Here is an 18,315-nt window from a genome sequence, read left to right on the forward strand (position 1 = left end):
GCTGAGCGACATCGTCGCGAAGACGACTGAGTGAAGAACGGATGCTGACAGCATCCGTGTGACGAAGGCCTCCGCCCCTCCCGGGTCGGAGGCCTTCGTGCTGCGTCGCCCGGACGCTGCGGTGCCCCCTCACCGGTTCGGGGCGCGTTCTTCGCTCCGGGGCGGAGTATTCCGCGCCCCGAGGGCCGGAATGCGCCCCGAACCGCGACAGACGGATGCGGGCCGCAGGCTCGAGGCCGACGGAGCCCGCAGCGCGCACGTCGGGCGTGCCGCAGCCGGGGGATCGACGCCCCGGTGCGTACCGTGGTGGGAGGGGAGGTCGAGACATGGCCAAGGTGGGCGGACGCAGCGCGTGGATCGCGTGGCCGGCGTTGCTGTTCTGTGCGGCTGTCGTGCTCGTCCTGCTGTGGCTCGCCGCTCCGGGTGTGCCGGGCGCGATCTCGTTCGTCGGCGACACGCTGCGCAGTGCGACGACGACCTCCGTCGCGAGCGCGCCTGAGGAGGTCGAGGAGGCGGCGACCGACTGCCGCACGCTCTACCCCGATCGCCTATGGGCCGAGCTGACCTGGACGCCCGAGGTGCTCCTGTCGCAGAACGGTGCGGCACCGGCGACGACGAGCACTCTCGCCCAGGCGCTGGCGCCGACGGTGCGGTTCACGTGCACGTGGACGACCGAAGACGGCCGGAGCGTGTCGACGACCCTCGCCGACGTCGCCACCGGGTCGGGAGCGATCGCGTCGGCCGCACTCGCGAGCGAGGGATTCTCGTGCGAGGACGACGGTGGGCGCCTGCACTGCGAGCGCACCACGGCAGATGTCGTCGAACTGCACGATCTGCGGGGCACGGCGTGGCTCTCGACGGTGCTCACGAACTGGCAGCCCGAGGAGTACGGCGCTCAGACGGTGTCTCGGGCGTTCCCGCGCTGACGGCGTGAGACACGCCCTTTGGCCGAAACGCCCCGCCTGGCGGTGTGTCTCAGCCGATCGTGGTGTCTCGAACGGCGGACGGTCAGCCGAAGACGCGCTCGATGATGCTGCTGGTGTAGCCGCTGGGCGCGAGGTTGGAGTACGACGTGTCGATCAGCAGCCCCTCGCGGTAGAAGAGCGTGCGACCGTCGGTGGTGCCGTACGTCGGATTCTGGAACGTCTTCTCGCACCGCGTGCCCTTGTCGGGGGTGAAGCAGGTGAAGCCGTCGGAGGCCACGAGGCCGTTGAGCAGGTCGAGTGCCGGCCCCGACGACATCCTCGTGATCGTGGTGACCAGGCTCGTGGTGTCGGCGGCCGGATCGCGCCAGATGCACGTCAGGGTGTCGCCCCGCGCGCCGGAGGGACCGAACGACGGGTCGTTGAGCGGAACACCCGCGAGCTCGGCCAGCACCGAGGCGGAGAGGATGCTGCGGCAGTCGGTGGGCAGTGCGGACGACCCCGGCGAACCCGACGGCGAGGGCGAGACGGCGGGACTGGCCGAGGCGCCCGGCGTCTCGCTCGCGGTGGACGCGGTCGACGGCGTCGCCTGCCCGTAGCCCTCGGGGGCGCATCCCGCGAGCGCCACGATTCCCGCCACCGCGACGGCGAGGGCGAGGCTGCGGACGCGGAGACGGGCCATGGGCACACCCTACCGGCGCCGATCGCGACCCCGACATCGACACACGACGGCACGCCTCACCGCCGCGCGAGCGCCGCGGGGTTAACCTCGCAACGCGGGACCGTGCCCCCGCGGGAGGAATGCGGCGATGAGTGATTCCAGGTCGTCCTACGGCGAACCGGTCGATGAGCCGAAGGACGTCGTCGACCACGACGTCGTCAGCCGCGCCCACGAGGGGCTTGCAGAAGCCGAGGCTGCGCGCCGCGATGCGGAGGCGACGAACGCCCCCGCACCCGATCGTGCCCCGGTCGACAGCGCCGCGGACGAGCGTGTCGAGCCCGGAGCGCAGGAGCGCGCGGAGCCCGTCGCTCACGAGCGTGCCGAGCCCGACGGCGTTCCCTGGTACGAGCGCGACGACGTTCCCCTCGACGACGAGCCCGCGGTGACCGCGAGCGAACCCGCCGCCGAGCGCGACACGTCGTACGCACCTGCCGCCGAGCGCGACACGTCGTACGCATCCGCCGCCCGGACCAGCGGTGCCGCGCAGGCGTCGGAGCCGGCCTCCGTCGCGTCCGAGCCGACGTACACGGCACCCGAGCCGGCCTACGCCGCGCCCGAGCCGATGTACGCCGCCGAGTCGTCCTACGCGGCCGGTGCTGCGACGGCGCCCGCTGCCCAGCCGATCTTCGTGCAGGCACCCGAAGCGCCCCGCGCGCGGGGCAACCGCGGCGCCGCCGGCGCCATCGGGCTGCTCGCCGCGCTCGTCTTCGCCGTGCTCTTCCTCGCCGCGTGGCTCGGTCTCGAGCTGCTGTACGACGGCGGGATCACGCTCGCCGAGGTTCCGCAGACCGCCCTCGCCGCGCTCACGACGTGGACGCTGTGGGTACCGGTCGTCACCTTCTACATCGGTTTCTGGCTGCTCGGCGCGTTCATCAACCGCGGGCGCTGGGGGCACTGGGTCGTCTGGGGCATCCTGGTCGGTCTGTTCGCCTACGCCGGCAACCTGCTCGGCGAGCTCTTCCAGGCACCGTTCTGGATGCTCACGGCGCGTGAGGGCGCGACTCTGGTCGAGGAGCAGCTGCTGGCGCCCCTGTCGATCGTCGCCTTCGTGCTCGGCCGCGAGCTCACCATCTGGTTCGGCGCATGGGTCGCCGCCCGCGGGCGCCGCGCCACCGAGCTCAACGACGAGGCGCAGCGCGAGTACGAGCGCACGCTCGAAGCGGGTCCGCAGCTTCGCCAGGGCTGATCGGATGCGGCGATGACGGGTTCGTCCCCAGCGGAGGGCGGCCCCGTCCGCCGCTCCATCGCGGTCGCCTTCGCGAGCGTCGGGTTCGTCGCCCTCGCGATCTGCGGGCTCGGGGTGACGAGCCTCGTCCTCGATGAGGACGTCATCTCGACATCGGGGGGCGGGCAGGTCCCCGGCATCGTCGGGATGATCGTCGCCCTCGCCGTCTTCGCCGGGTCTCTCGCCGTCGCGCTGCGGGCGCCGCATCCGTCGTTCTGGAATGCGCCGGTCGTCGCCCTCGCTGTCTTCCTCCTGTACGGCGGGGGAGTGGCGATCGGGGCGGCGATCGCGGGAGTCGACCCGGCGGCGGCGGTGGCGGCCGCGGGCCGCACGCTCGTCAGCTGGTTCGGTGTGATCGTCGCGGCTGCCGCCGTCGTCGCCGCGTGGGCCGGTATCGCGCTCGTGCGCACCCGCGCCCGACGCCCGAGGTGGGGCTGGGAGGGCGACGAAGACGAGTGACGCGCCGCGCCGCCGATGGCCGGTGCCTGGGAAGTCCGGGCGTGTCGGACTAGCGTGGGACCGTGGAGCGGTCGCTCGAAACCCAGGTCAGCCAGGCCGTCGATACCTGGCTGCGGTGGTTGCCGCGCTGGGAACCCGCCACCCACCGCGGGCGCGTGGCCCCCTGCCGGCGGTGCTTCGGCTCACCGGTGCTCTCGGCCGCGGGGCTCGGATCCGACGTGCCGCACGGTGTGCAGCACGGCCTGTCGACCCGCGTGAAGACGATCGTCGACCACGCCGTCGCCGAGTACACGGCCCGGAACCTCCCGATGCTCCAGGCCGAGCTCGATCAGCAGGCCGAGCGCAACCGCGTCCGCAGCTATCGTCCGGCCGAGGGGCTCGACCCGGAGTTCGAAGGACTCCCGCTCGACCCCGACCCCGACCCCGCATCGCCGTTCCTCTTCACCCTCTCCGGGCTCGCGGCCGAGGAGGAGGCGGCGATCCCGGCGCTTCCGCCTCTCAGCGACGAGGCCAAGGCGGCGCTGCGCCAGGAGGTCGGGCTCGCCGACGATTACGCGAACATGATCGGCCGGGAGGTGTGCGCGATCCTGCTGCACCACCGGCTGCGCATCCAGGCGGCCGTCGCGCAGTACGTCGAGCCCCAGATCGCCGCGATGCTGGAGGAGCTCACCCGCACCCTCGACGCCCCCTTCGAGGCGCCGGCGGACCCGGGGGAGCCGGGCCTGCCGAACCTCTGACCCGATCGGCCGCTCCCCGGGCGGGCGGTGGGCGTTCGCCGTGCCGATCTTGTTAGCATTGCCGGGCTCGTACCAGGAGATGCCCGCGCCGATGTCGGCGCGTCGGGACTGCAAGAATCGGGAGGCCGGGTGCCGACACGCCTGCCTGCCGCGCCCCCGATCCTCCCCGGGCTCGGCTACATCAGACCGCTCGGTTCGGGCGGCTTCGCCGACGTGTTCCTCTACGAGCAGGACATGCCGCGCCGCAACGTCGCCGTGAAGGTCCTGCCGAGCGACGTGCGCGACCCCGACCTGCTTCGGATGTTCAACGCCGAGGCCGACGTGCTCGCGCATCTCTCGGCGCATCCGTCGATCGTCACCGTCTATCAGGCCGGCATCTCGGCCGACGGGCGGCCGTACATCGTGATGGAGTTCTGCCCCGGTTCGCTGTCGCAGCGCTACCGCGTCGAGCGCATGCCCGTTCCCGAGGTGCTCACCATCGGGGTGAAGATGGCGAGCGCGCTGGAATCCGCCCATCGCGCCGGGCTCGTGCACCGCGACGTGAAGCCGAGCAACATCCTCATCACCACGTTCGGGGCCCCGGTTCTGGCCGACTTCGGCATCTCGTCGTCGCTCGCGCGCGAGTCGGCCGACGAGATGCTCGCGATGTCGATCCCGTGGAGTGCCCCCGAGGTCGTCGCCGAGCAGACGGCCGGGTCGATCACCAGCGAGGTGTGGAGCCTGGGCGCCACGGTCTATTCGCTCCTCGCCGGGCACAGCCCGTTCGAACGGCGCGAGCGCGGGCAGAACACCCGCGATCAGCTGCGCCGGCGGATCGCCCGCGCCTCGTACGTCGAGATCGCCCGCACCGACGTGCCCGCCTCGGTGCAGAAGGTACTCGCCCGCGCGATGCACCGCGATCCGCAGCAGCGGTTCTCGAGCGCTCGCGAGGTCGGCGATGCCCTGCGCGAGGCCCAGTCCGAGCTCGGGCTCCCCGTCACGCCCCTCGAGGTGGCGGCCGACGAGTGGGCGCCGTCGTCGCGCCCGATCGACTTCGCCGACGGCTCCCTGCGGGGTCCGGTGCGCTCGCGCGTGGAGCACACCAGCTCGCGCAAGGTGCGCACCGCGTCGGGCGTGGCGGGCCTGGCGCGCGACGAAGACACCGACATCTCCGCGTCGCCCGGTCGCCGGAGCCGGGTCGTGCCGTGGATGCTGGCCGGTGGCGGTGTGCTCGCGGCCGGCATCGTCGTGGTGACCACTCTCTTCCTCACGGGAGTGCTCTAGATGCGCCGCCGCACCGCGGCCGGGATCGCGGCATCCGCTGTCGCGGCCGCCCTGATCCTCGGCGTCAGCGTGGTCTGGCCCGGTCTCGACGCCCAGGAGACTCCGGAGGTCGACACGTCGGTCTGGGCGCTTCAGACGGGCGAGAACTTCCGCTATGCGCGCGTGAACACGACGATCCGCGAGCTCGACACGGTGCGCAGCGTCACGAACCCGAGCGCCGTCGTGCAGGGCGCCGACGGCGCATACCTCTACTCCGACAGCTACAGCAAACTCACCCGCATCGACGCGTCGCTCCCCGTGGACCTCGACGAAGAAGTGCTGCGTACGTCGCCGTCCACGCCCGCGGGCACCACCCGCGTGGCCACGGCCGGCGATTTCACGGCCTACCTCACCGACACCGGGGCGGTCTTCGCCGGGCGCCTGTCGTCGGGCGACGCCGTCCAGGTCGATCCGTTCGCGTCCGACGACGACGCCCCCCAGTACGCGGCGGACGCCGTCGCGGTCGATCGCACCGGCCGCCTCTTCGCCTACTCGTCGGCCGACGCATCCGTCGTGCGCTACGACATCGCGACGTCGGAGGTGCGCGGTCGCGATCCGCTCGACGCGGATGTCGCCTCGCCGTCGCTGACGGCCGCCGGCGACGCCTGGGCCGTCGTGGACGGGGAGTCGGGAGACGTACGGATGCGCGATGTCGACGCGCCTGTCGTCACCGACCTCACCGGCACCATCGTGGTGGGCGAGCCCGACCCCGACGGTTCGTCGGTCTACCTCGCCGACGAGTCGACCCTGGTGGGTGTGCCCGTCGACGGCTCGGGCGTCGCCCCGCAACGCGACACGGGCGCATCGGTGCTCGGCACGCCCGCTCCGCCGATCGTGCACGACGGCGTCGTCTACGCCGCCTGGCTCGGCCCGAGCGACGGTGGAGGATCGCTCTGGCGCAGCGGCGCCGGGGAGACGACGCTCGACTACGGCGGGGAGAGCGCCCCCGATCAGCGCCGACCGGTCTTCGTGGCAACAGACGACGCGGTCATCCTCAACGAGACGCGCACCGGCTGGGTGTGGACCGTACCCGACGGCGAGCTCGTACCGTCGAGCCAGGACTGGTCGCTCGATGACCGCACCGATCCCGACGCCGTGCCCAGCGAGGAGCAGCTGAGCGTCGTGATCGACCCCAAGCCGCCCATCGCCGAACCCGACGCGTTCGGCGTCCGCGCCGGGAGTCTGGCGACGCTGCCCGTCCTGATGAACGATCACGACCCGAACGAGGACGTGCTCAGCATCGACCCCGCATCGGTCGTGGGCCTGGACCCCGGGTTCGGCACCGTGTCGATCACCGATGACGGCCAGCGCCTCGCGGTGCGGGTCGAGCCGGGGGCGGTGGGCTCGGCGACCTTCCAGTACGCCGTGACCGACGGCACCGCGCAGAACGGCCTGACCTCCGCTCCGACGACGGTCACCCTCACGGTGTCGACGGCGGATGCCGCGCCCGAATGGTGCGGCGTCGAACGCTGTCTCGTGCGGTGGCCGGAGCCGGAGGTCGCCCGGGGAGGCACCGTGACCGTGCCCGTCCTGCCCGGGTGGGTCGACCCCGACGGCGACCCGCTGCTGCTGCTCTCGGTCGAGAACCCGTCGGGCATCGGCACGGTGGCCGCGACGCCGTCGGGCGAGGTGGTCTATCAGCACAGCGATGACGGCTCGGGCGGCGAGCAGCTCATCGAGCTGCCCGTGACGGTGGCCGACACGACGGGACTGGTCTCGCAGCGCTCGCTGCTCGTGAGGGTCTCGCCGAGCCCCGCGCTCGCGGTGCAGTCCTTCGCCGCCGTCGATTCCATCGAGTCGGGCATCACGGTCGACGTCGCCCCGCACGTGACGGGCACCTCGGGCTCGCTCTCGGTGTCGTCGGTGCGCGTGCTCGACGACGCGGCCGCCTCGGCGACGGTGGTGGGCGGGTCGACCACCTTCGACTTCTCGGCGCGAGACGCCGGCACGTTCCGGGTCGGGTTCACCGTCACCGACGGCGTCAGCGAAGCCACGGGCACCGCGCGCATCACACTCGTCGCCGCCGATGCGCCCGCCGAACTCGCCACCTCCCCGGTCGTGGCGTTCGTGCGCCCCCAGGAGGATGCGACCCTCGACGTCTTCGCCGCGGTCTCTAACCCCACCCGGCGGGTGCTCCTGCTCAGCGACGTCGTCGCGAACGCCGACGAGGGCGCCACCCTGTCGGTCGACGCGGTGGGCCAGAACGATCTGCGCGTCTCGGGAACGACGGCGAGCGGCTCGGCCGGGCGGCTCGGCACGGTCTCGTACACGGTCAGCGACGGCACCGAAGACCAAGGATCCCGCGTCGCGGGCGAGGCCACCGTCTACCTGCTGCCGCCGACGCCCGAGATCGCACCGATCGCGGTCGATGACAGCGTCGTCGTGCGGGCCGGTTCGCAGATCGACATCCCCGTGCTCGACAACGACATCTCGCCCGCGGGCGGGCGTCCGACCCTGAACCCGGCCTCGGTGGTCTCCAGCACCCCCGACGCCCTGGCATTCGCCTCGGGCGGTGTGCTGCGCTATCTCGCGCCCACCGAGCCCGGCGAGTACGGCATCGACTACTCGGTGTACACGACCGGACTCCCCTCGCTCTCCGACAGCGCGACCGTGCGGGTGCGGGTGCTCCCCGACGACGCGAATCGCGCACCGCGACCCGACCGGATCGAGGGGCGGGTGCTGAGCGGGCAGACCACGACGATCGACTTCGACGGCTTCGGCATGGATCCTGACGGTGACGTGGTCACCCTCGACCGCATCGTCACGCAGCCCGAGAGCGGCTCGGCGACGATCTCGGCCGACGGTTCGTCGATCGTCTACACGAGCGTGCCCGGGTACCGCGGGCAGGTCTCGTTCCGGTACCGGGCGGTGGATGCTGCGGGCGCGGGCGGCGAGGGCACGGTGCGCGTCGGCGTGCTCGACGCCGACGCCAACCCGAGCCCGGTGACCTTCACGGATTACGTGCAGGTGCAGGCGGGGTCCGGCAACACGATCCGCGTGAGCGCGCTCGCCAACGACATCGACCCCACGCAGGGGACGCTTGCCATCACCGACGTCCGGCCGGACCTGCCCGAGACCCTCGCGGACGGCGAGGCGAACGAGGAGTACACCCGCCTCGCCGCGCAGATCCGAGACGTCGGCGACAGCGACGTGCTCCTGGCGGCGGGGGAGAACCCCGGGACGATGTCGTTCCTCTACGACGTCGAGTCCAGTTCGGGCAACACCGGTCGCGGCCTGATCGTCGTGAAGGTCGTGCGCGAGAGCGTGCCCGACTACCCGATCGTCTCCGACACGGTGCTCACGACCGAGAACCGCGACGAGTTCGCCGACGGCGTCGACGTGCTGACGGCGAAGGCCGCCTGGTCGGGCGGCGACGTCGGCAGCCTCACCGTGGGCCTGTGGGCCGACCCGGGCGACGTCCGGGTCGACGGATGGCGTCTCAGCGGCGAACTCCCCCGGACCACCCGGGTCATCCCGTTCGCCGTGACGGGCGAGGCCGCCGGCGTGGAGGTGCGCACCTACGCGTTCCTGCGCGTGCCGGGCGACGACGACCTGGCCCTGGCCCTGCGCGCCGGGACCGCCGCGCAGCAGGTGAACGAACTCGAGTCGGTCTCGTTCGACATGGCCCAGCTGGTCGCCCTCCCGCGCGGCGCGTCGCTCGAGATCGGCGGCGACGTGCGGTCGGCGGGGGCGCGGCCGGCGGCGATCTGCACCGCGGAGGGCGGCACGACGGTGCGCTACAGCTCGGGTCAGGGCGCGCCGTGGACCGACGCGTGCCAGGTTCCCGTGCGGATCGCCGGCACGGAGGACTGGACCTACCTCTCGGTGCCCATCCTGGTGAACGCACTCGACCCGCAGCCCGAGCTGCGCCCCGCGTCCCTCACCGTCGGACCGGGCGAGACGGCGACGTTCGACCTGCGGACCATGACGACGTGGCAGCTCCGCGACGACTGGAACGCCCTGCAGTACGGCATCGAGTACGGCGGGTCTGCGTTCGACGTGTCTCTGGCGGGGTCGACCGTCACGGTCACCGGCGATGACCGCGCGCTGCCGGGTTCGGAGAACGCGGTGCTGGTCGGGATCACCAGCCACACCACGGCCCCTGCCCGTCTCATCCTGCGCGTGGGCGCGGCGCCGTCGACCCTGCCACAGGGCGGGTCGACGGCGCAGCAGTGCTCGCAGGCCGCGGGGTCGTCGTGCACGGTGACGGTCATCGGTGCGTCGGGGGAGGTCAACCCGCTCCCGCGCACGCCCCTGGAGGTCGTCGACGTCCGCCCGACCGGCGCGTGCGTCGGGGTGGGCTTCCGTGTCGCGTCCGCGAACACGGTGACCGCGTCGTGGACGGCGGATGCTCCGGGGTCGACCTGCAGCGCGTCGTTCTCGGTGCGCGACGCCCAGGGGCGTGTGACGGCCGGCCCCCGGGACGGGCGCCTGCTGCTCGATCTGCAGGGCTTCCCGAAGGCGCCGGGGAGCGTTCGTCAGACGGCCTACGCCGACGGCTCGGTGACCCTCCGCGTGGACGCGGGGGAGTCGCGCCAGGCCTACCCGTCGCTCTCCGGTTTCGTGATCCGTCAGTCGGGGCAGGAGGTCGCGCGCTGCGGCGTCGACGGCGTCTGCCCCCCGATCGCCGCCCCGAACGGCGAGCAGCGCTCGTACGAGGCGTGGGCCGTGAACAGCACCGGTGAATCGCGCTCCAGCGTGCGCACGACCGCGTGGGCGTACGACGCCCCCGATGCCCCCGCCGAGATCGTCTGGCAGCCCCGCGACGTCGGAGCGGACGGGAAGGTCATCGATCTGGGCATCTCGGGAATCGACGCCTCCGCGACCGGGCGGCTGCAGATCGTCAGCGCGGCGGGCGAGACGCGCGACGTGTCCATCCGCCCGGGCCAGACCGCGGTCGACGTGAGATCGTTCTCCGTCGGATCGAACGCGGCCACGGAGGTCACCGTGACGCCGTTCTCGCGCTTCACACTCCCGCCGGGTCTCGGCGGCGCGCCGTCGGGCCAGTCCACGACGATCCGTGCCAACGGCGTCGGCGCCCCGCAGAACGTCGCGCTCTCGGTCGAAGCCCGACAGGGGCAGAACGGCACCGAGCTCGTCGCCAGTGCCACGGCCACGCTCAACGGGGAGGGGTCGACGCTGGTGTACGGATTCGCCCTGGGCCGGGACCGGTGCAGCCCGACCGGCTCCACCGCCACCGCCACCTTCTCCGACGTCGACGAGGGCGAGGAGTATTCGGTCGTCGTCTGCGTGCAGTCGCGGTACCGGGACGAGGGCTTCAGCACCGCCACCGCCAGTCGTACCGCTCGAATCGACACGACCAAGGTCCCCACGGGTTGGGAGTTCGAGGTCGACCGCCGTGCGTCCGTGTCGGGTTCGCGGGCGCAGTGGGGCATCACGAGCGACCCGCGCTCGCAGACCGATCAGCCGCCTCGACGCTATCGCGCCGCCTTCGAAGGACTCCCGTCGACGATCTACGGTCGCGATCCGGGCATCACGGTGCGCTACGTCCGCGACGGGTGGTCGTCGTCGGCGCCTCAGAACGTGGGGCCTCGTGCCGGCAGTGCGCCGTTCCAGGTGCAGGCGGAGTGGTCGGTGGGCCAGGGGGGATGCGTCGCAGGGAGCACGCTGACCGCCACGGGCACCTCGAGCAATGCGCAGGCCGACATCACCTTCGACTACTCCGGGGTGCGCTATCTCGATGCGAACCGCACGGCGCTGACCCGTGGCGAGGACCCACGGCTGGTGCCCGCCGGTGCGCGGTACGTCGAGAACATCGCCGTCACCGCCGGATGGACCACGCAGGGCTGGAACCTCGACGCGGCCCGGTCGACCTTCTCGGGGCAGTGCGATCCCGGCACACCATCGGCGCCCGAGCCGCCCGCCCCCTGACCTTCCCTTCCCCACGACACAGGAGAGCACGATGACGATCACCCAGGAGCAGGCGACGTGGTTCGCCGACACCTTCGCGCAGATCGCCGACAACGTCGAGCGCGCCGTGCTCGGCAAGCGGCGGGTCGTCGACCTCGTGCTCACCGCGATGCTCAGCGACGGGCACGTACTGCTCGAAGACGTGCCGGGCACGGGCAAGACCTCCCTCGCCCGCGCGGTGGCGCAGTCGGTGCAGGGCACGAACACCCGCATCCAGTTCACCCCCGACCTCCTCCCCGGCGACATCACGGGCATCACGGTGTACGACCAGAAGACGGGCGCGTTCGAGTTCCACTCCGGTCCGGTCTTCGCCAACATCGTGCTTGCCGACGAGATCAACCGCGCGAGCCCGAAGACCCAGTCGGCGCTGCTCGAAGTGATGGAGGAGAAGCACGTCACGATCGACGGGGTGACCCGCGCGGTGGGCGACCCGTTCCTCGTGCTGGCGACGCAGAACCCGGTGGAGCAGGCGGGCACCTACCGCCTGCCGGAGGCGCAGCTCGACCGCTTCATGATGCGCACGTCGCTCGGGTATCCCGACCACGCCGCCACCGTGCGCATCCTCGACGGCGCAGCGATGGCGACCGACGACCTCCCGCCGATCATCACGCCCCAGGCGTTGGCGGGGATGGCCGACCTCGCGGCAGAGACCTACGTCGACGCCCTCGTGCTCGACTACATCGCGCGGCTCGTCGACGCGACCCGTTCGGCCGACGAAGTGCGGCTCGGGGTCAGCATCCGAGGCGCCCTCGCCCTCACCCGCGCGACCCGTGCACGCGCCGTGTCGCAGGGGCGCACGTACGCCACGCCCGACGACGTGAAGGCGCTCGCCGTGCCCGTGCTCTCCCACCGCCTGATCCTGCACCCCGAGTCGGAGTTCGACGGGGTCACGCAGGAGGCCGTCATCGGCCAGGTGCTCCTCGACGTCGCCCCTCCCACGCAGCGCGAGGCCGTATGAGCGCGGACCCGAGCCCCGGCGACGCGGCATGAACTCCGTCGATCCGCGTCTGACCCGCACCTCCGCCGCGTCGTCGACGACCACGTCGTCTCGCACCTCCATCACCTCGACGACCTCCCGGCGACGCGAGCGGGCCGTCGTGCGCGCCGCCGTGCGCACCACCGTGGCCCTCCGAGCCACCCGCGACGCGCTCGTCGCCGCGGTGCGCTGGGCGGGACGCACCGTTCGACCCGCCGGCGCGCTCGTGGTGGTCGCGGCCACCGCCGGGCTCATCGCCGGCGTCGCCTTCGGGTGGGTCGAATGGATGGTCGCCGGGGTCGTCTCGGCGCTCCTGGTGGTCATGGCCGTCCCGTTCCTGTTCGGCGCCCGCGCCTACGAGGTCGATCTCACCCTCACCCACGAACGGGTCGTGGCCGGCCAGGGCGTGACGGGCCAGATCGTCGTCCGCAATGACGGGCGGCGCGTCGCCCTCCCCGGGCGCCTCGACATCCCCGTGGGCCGCGGACTCGTGGAGTTCGGGGTGCCGCTCCTTCGCCCGGGGCACACGGTGGCGCAGCCGCTCGAGATCCCGGCCCTGCCCCGCGGCGTCGTGCGGGTGGGGCCCGTCACCACCGTCCGCAGCGACCCGGTCGGGCTCCTCCGGCGCGAGCACGCGTTCGACGACGTGCGCGACCTGTTCGTGCACCCGCGCACCACCGCGATCCCGTCCACGAGCGCGGGGCTCATCCGCGACCTCGAAGGAAATCCCACGCGCCGTCTCGTCGACTCCGACATGTCGTTCCACGCGATCCGCGAGTACGCCCCGGGCGACTCCCAGCGCCAGGTGCACTGGAAATCGACGGCGAAGACCGGGCGCCTGATGGTGCGTCAGTTCGAGGAGTCGCGCCGCTCACGCATGGCGGTGGTGCTCGGTGTCGCCGAGCCCGAGTTCGCCGACGCCGACGAGTTCGAGCTCGCCGTCTCGGCCGCCGCGTCCCTCGGCCTGCGCGCCGTACGCGACGCGCGCGACCTCGACATCGTCGCGGGGTCGGAGATCCCGCGGGTGGTGCGGGGCAGGCTCCGCGCCATCCAGCACATCGCGACCGTGTCGCCCCGCGCGATGCTCGACGGCTTCAGCGCCATCGCGCGCCTGGAGAACACCATGCCGGTCGACGAGGTATGCCGCCTGGCCGCGGAGGCGAACGAGCGTCTGTCCATCGCATTCATGGTGGTCGGCTCGACTGTGCCGCTGCAGCGCCTGCGGCAGGCCGCGCTCGCCTTCCCCGCCGACACCGCTCTCGTCGCCGTCGTCTGCGACGAGAGCGCGCACCCGCGCATGCGCGTGCTCTCGGGGCTCTCGGTGCTGACGATCGGCACCCTGGACGATCTCTCGGGCCTCCTCGCACGCGGGGCGGCGTCGTGAAGGGCCCCCGGATCGCCGCGGGCGCCGTCTACGTGGCTGCGACCGTGGTGGTGGCCGCACTCGCCGCATGGCCGATCTACGCGTCGACGGCGTTCCTGGTCGCCGCCGGTGCCGGAGCCCTCGTCGGCGCGGGGATCGCCGTCGTCTCGCTGCGACGACGCTGGGGCGGATGGATCGTGGCGGCCCTGCTCGTCGGCGCCTTCGCCCTCCTCGCCGTGCCCCTCGCCGTGCCGTCGAGGCTCATCGGCCCGGTCGAGATGCTGCAGGGTCTCGGCGAGGCGTTCGCCGGGGTGCTCGTCGGGTGGAAGGACCTCCTCACGGTCGACCTCCCCGTCGGCGCCTATCGCAACCTCCTCGTCCCGGCGCTCGTGATCTTCCTCGTCGGCACGACCGTGGCTCTGCTCCTCGCCTGGCGCGACGACCGGTGGGCCAACGCCTCGGTCGTCGTGGGTCTGGGCATGGTGTCGTTCGGGCTCTTCTTCGGTCGCTCGTCCGTCAGCTCCGCGCTCGTTCTCGGGCCGCTGACGTTCGCCGCGCCCGTCGAGACCCTCGTCGGGGTCTGCGCCCTCGGCTCCGCGCTGATGTGGCTCGCGTGGCGCGCGCGCGACGAACGCGTCGCGGCGCTGCAGCGCGCCACGTCGGCGAGCGGCGTGCGCCTGTCGCGACGGCCGTCGAGCGCCGACCAGCGCCGAACGGCTCTGGGCGCGGGGATGCTCGCGATCGCGCTGGTGGCGGCGGTGGCGGTCGTGCCGTGGGCTGCACGGGGAGCCGATCGGCAGGTGCTGCGCACGGCGGCAGGCCCGGAGGTCGAGATCGCCGCCGCGGTGAGTCCCCTGTCGGACTATCGGATGCTGTTCTCCGACGCGCGTGCCGATGACGTGCTGTTCACGGTCAGCGGCGACGCGCCTCCCGAGCGTGTGCGCGTCGCCACGCTCGACGGCTACGACGGCGAGATCTTCCGCCCGGGCGGCGACGGCAGCCGGTTCGTGCGCGTACCCTCCGTCCGCGATGCGGGGGAGGGGACGCCGATCGACGCCGAGGTCACCATCGGCGACCTGGGCGGCATCTTCATGCCCACCGCGGGCAGCCTCGCCCGCGTGGAGTTCGAGGGCGACCGCGCGGCGGCGCTCGCCGACAGCTTCTACTACGACGTGACGGCCGGCGCGGGGGTGCAGACCGCCGAGGGCGGGCTCGCGGCGGGAGATCGCTACCGGCTGCGGGGCGTCGAGCCCGCCGTCGGCGATCTCGCCTCGATCGGCGAGCCCGGCGGTGTCACGGGCGGCGTCGTCCCGCCCGACAACCTGGCGGCCTGGGTCGACGAGCACGCCGTGGGCACGGGCGGCGCGGCACTCGACGGACTGGTGCGGCTGCTGCGCGAGCGCGGCTACCTCAGCCACGCGCTGAACGAGGGCGACCAGACGCCGGTGTGGAGGGCGGGTCTGTCGGGCTACGTGTTCCAGCCCAGCGCGTCGGGGCACTCCCTCGCGCGCATCGACACGCTTTTCTCCCGCCTGATCGAGCGCGAGAGCGACCCGCGGGCCGTCGCGTCCGACAATTTCGTGGCGGCCGTCGGCGACGACGAGCAGTTCTCGGTCGCCGTCGCCCTCGTCGCGCGCGAGCTCGGCTTCGCCTCCCGGGTGGTGGTCGGCGCGCGACTGACCTCCTCCGACCCCGGGCTCAGCACCTGCGAGGCGGGCACCTGCCGCGCGAAGGATCTCGCGGCGTGGGCCGAGGTGCGCTCCGACGACGGCCGCTGGATCGCGGTCGACGCGACCCCGCAGTGGGAGCAGTCGCCGAGCCTGGAGGTCACCGAGCAGCGCGACCCCGAGAACGTCACCGAGGTGCGCCCCGACACCGTCGAGGAGGTCGTGCCGCCCGAGCCCGTGCAGGAGGACTCGGCGCGGGACGCGCCCGACGACGACGCCGGCGGGATCGATCTGGCGTGGCTGTGGCCGATCCTGCGCGTCGCGGGCATCGTGCTGCTCGTCCTCGCGGTCGTCCTCGGCCCGTTCCTGGCCATCCTGGCGGCCAAGGCGTCGCGTCGGCGCGGGCGCCGGACGTCGTCCGATCCCGTCGAGAAGATCGCCGGCGGCTGGGAGGAGTACGTCGACGCGGGGGTCGACGCCGGTCATCCGGCGCCGCGCGAACTGACGCGCTCAGAGCTCGCGGCGGCCTTCGGTACGCCGTCCGGCGGGCAGCTCGCGGCCACCGCCGACCGAGCGGTGTTCGCGCGCGAGCAGACCACACCCGACGACGCTGCGGAGTTCTGGCGCATCGTCGACGACGAACGCAGACGACTCTCCCGTGAGCGTGGATTCTGGCGTCGCTTCGTCGCGGCCCTATCGTTGAGGTCATTCGTCCGGTTGATCGCGCCGCGCCCCTCGCGCCCGCGGTCGCCGCGGTCCGTCGAGAGGGGGAAGCGCCGACCAGCTGCTGGCGGACGCACCACGACATGAACGACTCTTCCATCGGCGTCGTCGCCGGGCTCATCACCTTCGCCGTGATCATCGTCCTCTACCTCTGGACGTCGCTCTCTCTCGCGGCGGTGTTCCGCAAGGCCGGGGAGGACGCCTGGCAGGCATGGGTGCCCATCCTCAACACCGCGGTGCTCCTGCGTCTGGGCGGATTCTCGCCGTGGTTCGTCTTCATCGTCTTCGTGCCGCTGTTCGGTCAGATCGCGTTCGTGGTGATCCTCGTGATCGCGTACTACCGCATCAACGTCGCCTTCGGCTTCGGCGGCGGGATGACGGTCGTCGCGGCGCTCTTCCCGCTCATCTGGGCGAGCATCGTCGGGTTCGGCTCGGCGCGCTGGATCGGAGAGGAGCAGTCCGGCCCCCGTCGCACGGCGGACCGCGACGACCCCGCGGATGCTGCGCTGGCCCCGCGTGCGCGAGCGTTCACCGCGTTCGAGCCGATGTTCGCCGATCCGGTCGACACGACGCGCGTCGACATCCCGCGGCCCGACACCGCGCCCCAGGACGCCGCGCCCCTGTCGACGGGGTTCTGGGCCCCGACCCCCGAGACCCCGCGCCCGGCAGCATCCACCCCTCCTCCCGCTCCGGTCGTCGTGCCGAAGGCCGACCCGCCCGCCGAGTCGCCGGTGCTGCCGCCGCCCGCGTCGTTCCTCGCCTCGCGGCGGTCGCCCCTCCCCGCCGAAGAGCCCGGCGGCGGCGCCGCGGAACCCGAGGACCGCGTGACGCCGCCGTCCCCTCCGAGTGGCGCGTCCTCCCCGTCCGCCCCCGCGCTCGACCCCGAGCAGCCCCGACGCAGCGCCGAGTCCGCCGCGCCGATCGAGTCGGTGCCGACCGTGCCACCGCGCGAGACGCCGGAGGCCGCCCCCGCGCCGGTCGCCGAGGTTCCCGAGCCCCCCGCGCCGGCACCGGTGCGAGAGCCGTGGGCTCCCGGACCCCTCCGGGCGCCGGCCGCGCCCGCGAGCGACCCCGAGCAGTTCCCCGAGCTCAGCGAGGCGATCTCCGCCGTGCCGGGTGCCCCCGATGCGGGCGCGCCCCGGTCGGCGCTGTCGTCGGTCTCGGCGCTGTACGCCCAGGGCGACTCGACCGACGACGAGGACGACGACCTCGAGGCCATGGACCGCACGATCGTGGCGCGGCGTCGCCGCGTGCCGTGGAAGCTGATCCCGCCGGGCGGTGCCCCGATCGACATCTCGTCGGAGGTCGTCATCCTCGGTCGTCGCCCCGCCCCCGATCCCACGCGGCCCGGCGCGCAGTTGATCGCCATCTCCGACGAGACGCGCACCGTGTCCAAGACGCACGCCCGACTGGAGCTGCGCGGTGAGACGTGGTTCGTCACCGACCTCGATTCGACGAACGGTGTGCTGTTCGCGACCCTCATGGGCACCGAGATCGAGGCCCAGCCCGGTCAGGAACTCGAAGCGGGGGAGCGGTTCTTCCTCGGCGACGCGGAGGTGCGACTCACGCGGAGCGAGGCGTGAGCGACCGCGACGACGACGTCACCATCTGGGCGGGACGGCTGCGCGCGTGGCCGAATCCTCCCCGCGACGAGCAGGAGGTCCCGTCGCCGGTCGATGACGAGACCCTCGTGGCGCGCCGCCGTGCGGCGCAGGAGCCGACCGTCCTCCTTCCTCGGGCGACCCCGGCGGCGGCGTCCGCCGTCGCGGCGTCGGACGAGCCGCTCGACGAGGCCACCGTCCCGGGGCGTCGGCGGCTCGCCGCATCCGAGGGCGAACCCGACGACGACACGGCCCCGGGCGCGCGGGCCCGCCCCGCCGACATTCCCCCGACCCGCGTCCGCCGGTCGGCGGTGCGTGCGGCTCAGGGGCTTGCCGAGGAGCGCACGGCGCGCGTCCCGTCGGCCGAGGAGCGGGAGATCTATCGGCCGCGAGCGGTCGAGTCCGAGGTCGTCACGCGCGCGGCTCCGGCCCGACGGGAGTCACAGGCCACCGTCGACGTGGCCGCCGCAACGGCCTCGCGCGCTCGACGGGCTCGACGTCGAGCCGCTGTCGCGATCGCGGCGGGTGCGGCGGCAGGCGTGCTGGCGATCGCCGCGATCGTCTGGGCGATCGTCGTCCCGGCGTGACCGCGGCACCGGGGAGGCGTGCGGCCGTACACCCGTCAAGCGACGGGGTGGGCCGCGTCGCTGCGATAGGTTTACCAGTCGAGCTTTTCTGCGAGGGGGA

Annotated in this window: 12 protein-coding genes; 11 read left to right on the forward strand and 1 reads right to left on the reverse strand. The window is 73.0% G+C overall.

Annotation, left to right across the window (positions count from 1 at the left end):
* The first annotated feature begins 326 nt into the window (after positions 1 to 326).
* Entirely contained in the window at positions 327 to 926 is a 600-nt protein-coding gene (locus tag DEU34_RS02125) for a hypothetical protein (RefSeq protein WP_121148469.1), read from the forward strand.
* An 82-nt stretch (positions 927 to 1,008) separates the two neighbouring features.
* Here the strand turns inward: DEU34_RS02125 and DEU34_RS16145 are convergent, their stop codons facing one another.
* The gene (locus DEU34_RS16145) at positions 1,009 to 1,605 is read right to left on the reverse strand and encodes a hypothetical protein (RefSeq protein ID WP_183042314.1); all 597 of its coding nucleotides are present in this window, start codon (positions 1,603 to 1,605) and stop codon (positions 1,009 to 1,011) included.
* Positions 1,606 to 1,732: 127 nt separating this feature from the next.
* Here DEU34_RS16145 and DEU34_RS02140 point away from each other — a divergent pair, with 127 nt between their 5' ends.
* From DEU34_RS02140 to DEU34_RS02185, 10 genes are all read left to right on the forward strand, one after another.
* Entirely contained in the window at positions 1,733 to 2,830 is a 1,098-nt protein-coding gene (locus DEU34_RS02140; RefSeq protein WP_121148475.1) for an ABC transporter, read from the forward strand.
* Between the two features lie 12 nt (positions 2,831 to 2,842).
* The gene (locus tag DEU34_RS02145; protein ID WP_121148477.1) at positions 2,843 to 3,328 is read left to right on the forward strand and encodes a hypothetical protein; all 486 of its coding nucleotides are present in this window, start codon (positions 2,843 to 2,845) and stop codon (positions 3,326 to 3,328) included.
* Positions 3,329 to 3,390: 62 nt separating this feature from the next.
* Positions 3,391 to 4,065 (forward strand): spermidine/putrescine ABC transporter substrate-binding protein, encoded by a 675-nt coding sequence (locus DEU34_RS02150; protein ID WP_116648379.1) that lies wholly within the window; start codon positions 3,391 to 3,393, stop codon positions 4,063 to 4,065.
* 129 nt (positions 4,066 to 4,194) lie between these two features.
* Entirely contained in the window at positions 4,195 to 5,328 is a 1,134-nt protein-coding gene (locus DEU34_RS02155) for a serine/threonine-protein kinase (protein WP_121148479.1), read from the forward strand.
* Positions 5,329 to 11,259 carry an Ig-like domain-containing protein gene (locus tag DEU34_RS02160; protein ID WP_121148481.1) on the forward strand — a complete coding sequence of 1,977 codons (5,931 nt, stop codon included), beginning with the start codon at positions 5,329 to 5,331 and terminating at the stop codon, positions 11,257 to 11,259.
* A gap of 31 nt (positions 11,260 to 11,290) precedes the next feature.
* A complete protein-coding gene (locus tag DEU34_RS02165; RefSeq protein ID WP_121148483.1) occupies positions 11,291 to 12,256 on the forward strand; it encodes a MoxR family ATPase in 966 nt (321 codons plus the stop codon).
* 28 nt (positions 12,257 to 12,284) lie between these two features.
* Complete coding sequence (locus tag DEU34_RS02170; protein ID WP_121148485.1) at positions 12,285 to 13,658, forward strand: DUF58 domain-containing protein; 1,374 nt, start codon at positions 12,285 to 12,287, stop codon at positions 13,656 to 13,658.
* Positions 13,655 to 16,114 carry a transglutaminase domain-containing protein gene (locus DEU34_RS02175; protein WP_259460005.1) on the forward strand — a complete coding sequence of 820 codons (2,460 nt, stop codon included), beginning with the start codon at positions 13,655 to 13,657 and terminating at the stop codon, positions 16,112 to 16,114. Before DEU34_RS02170 ends, DEU34_RS02175 begins: the two co-directional genes overlap by 4 nt.
* Positions 16,111 to 17,610, forward strand: a complete 1,500-nt coding sequence (locus DEU34_RS02180; protein WP_121148487.1) for a DUF5684 domain-containing protein — start codon at positions 16,111 to 16,113, stop codon at positions 17,608 to 17,610. The genes DEU34_RS02175 and DEU34_RS02180 overlap by 4 nt, the downstream gene beginning before the upstream one ends.
* Positions 17,607 to 18,215, forward strand: a complete 609-nt coding sequence (locus DEU34_RS02185) for a hypothetical protein (protein ID WP_121148489.1) — start codon at positions 17,607 to 17,609, stop codon at positions 18,213 to 18,215. The genes DEU34_RS02180 and DEU34_RS02185 overlap by 4 nt, the downstream gene beginning before the upstream one ends.
* Positions 18,216 to 18,315 lie beyond the last annotated feature (100 nt).

This window comes from Microbacterium sp. AG1240 (assembly GCF_003635115.1).
Lineage (GTDB): Bacteria > Actinomycetota > Actinomycetes > Actinomycetales > Microbacteriaceae > Microbacterium.

What these genes read in the sequence shown, in the direction of transcription:
- DEU34_RS16145 (WP_183042314.1), bottom strand. Translation starts at nt 1,605, where the DNA reads ATGGCCCGTCTCCGCGTCCGCAGCCTCGCCCTCGCCGTCGCGGTGGCG.
- DEU34_RS02165 (WP_121148483.1), top strand. Translation starts at nt 11,291, where the DNA reads ATGACGATCACCCAGGAGCAGGCGACGTGGTTCGCCGACACCTTCGCG.
- DEU34_RS02125 (WP_121148469.1), top strand. Translation starts at nt 327, where the DNA reads ATGGCCAAGGTGGGCGGACGCAGCGCGTGGATCGCGTGGCCGGCGTTG.
- DEU34_RS02140 (WP_121148475.1), top strand. Translation starts at nt 1,733, where the DNA reads ATGAGTGATTCCAGGTCGTCCTACGGCGAACCGGTCGATGAGCCGAAG.
- DEU34_RS02160 (WP_121148481.1), top strand. Translation starts at nt 5,329, where the DNA reads ATGCGCCGCCGCACCGCGGCCGGGATCGCGGCATCCGCTGTCGCGGCC.
- DEU34_RS02180 (WP_121148487.1), top strand. Translation starts at nt 16,111, where the DNA reads ATGAACGACTCTTCCATCGGCGTCGTCGCCGGGCTCATCACCTTCGCC.
- DEU34_RS02145 (WP_121148477.1), top strand. Translation starts at nt 2,843, where the DNA reads ATGACGGGTTCGTCCCCAGCGGAGGGCGGCCCCGTCCGCCGCTCCATC.
- DEU34_RS02170 (WP_121148485.1), top strand. Translation starts at nt 12,285, where the DNA reads ATGAACTCCGTCGATCCGCGTCTGACCCGCACCTCCGCCGCGTCGTCG.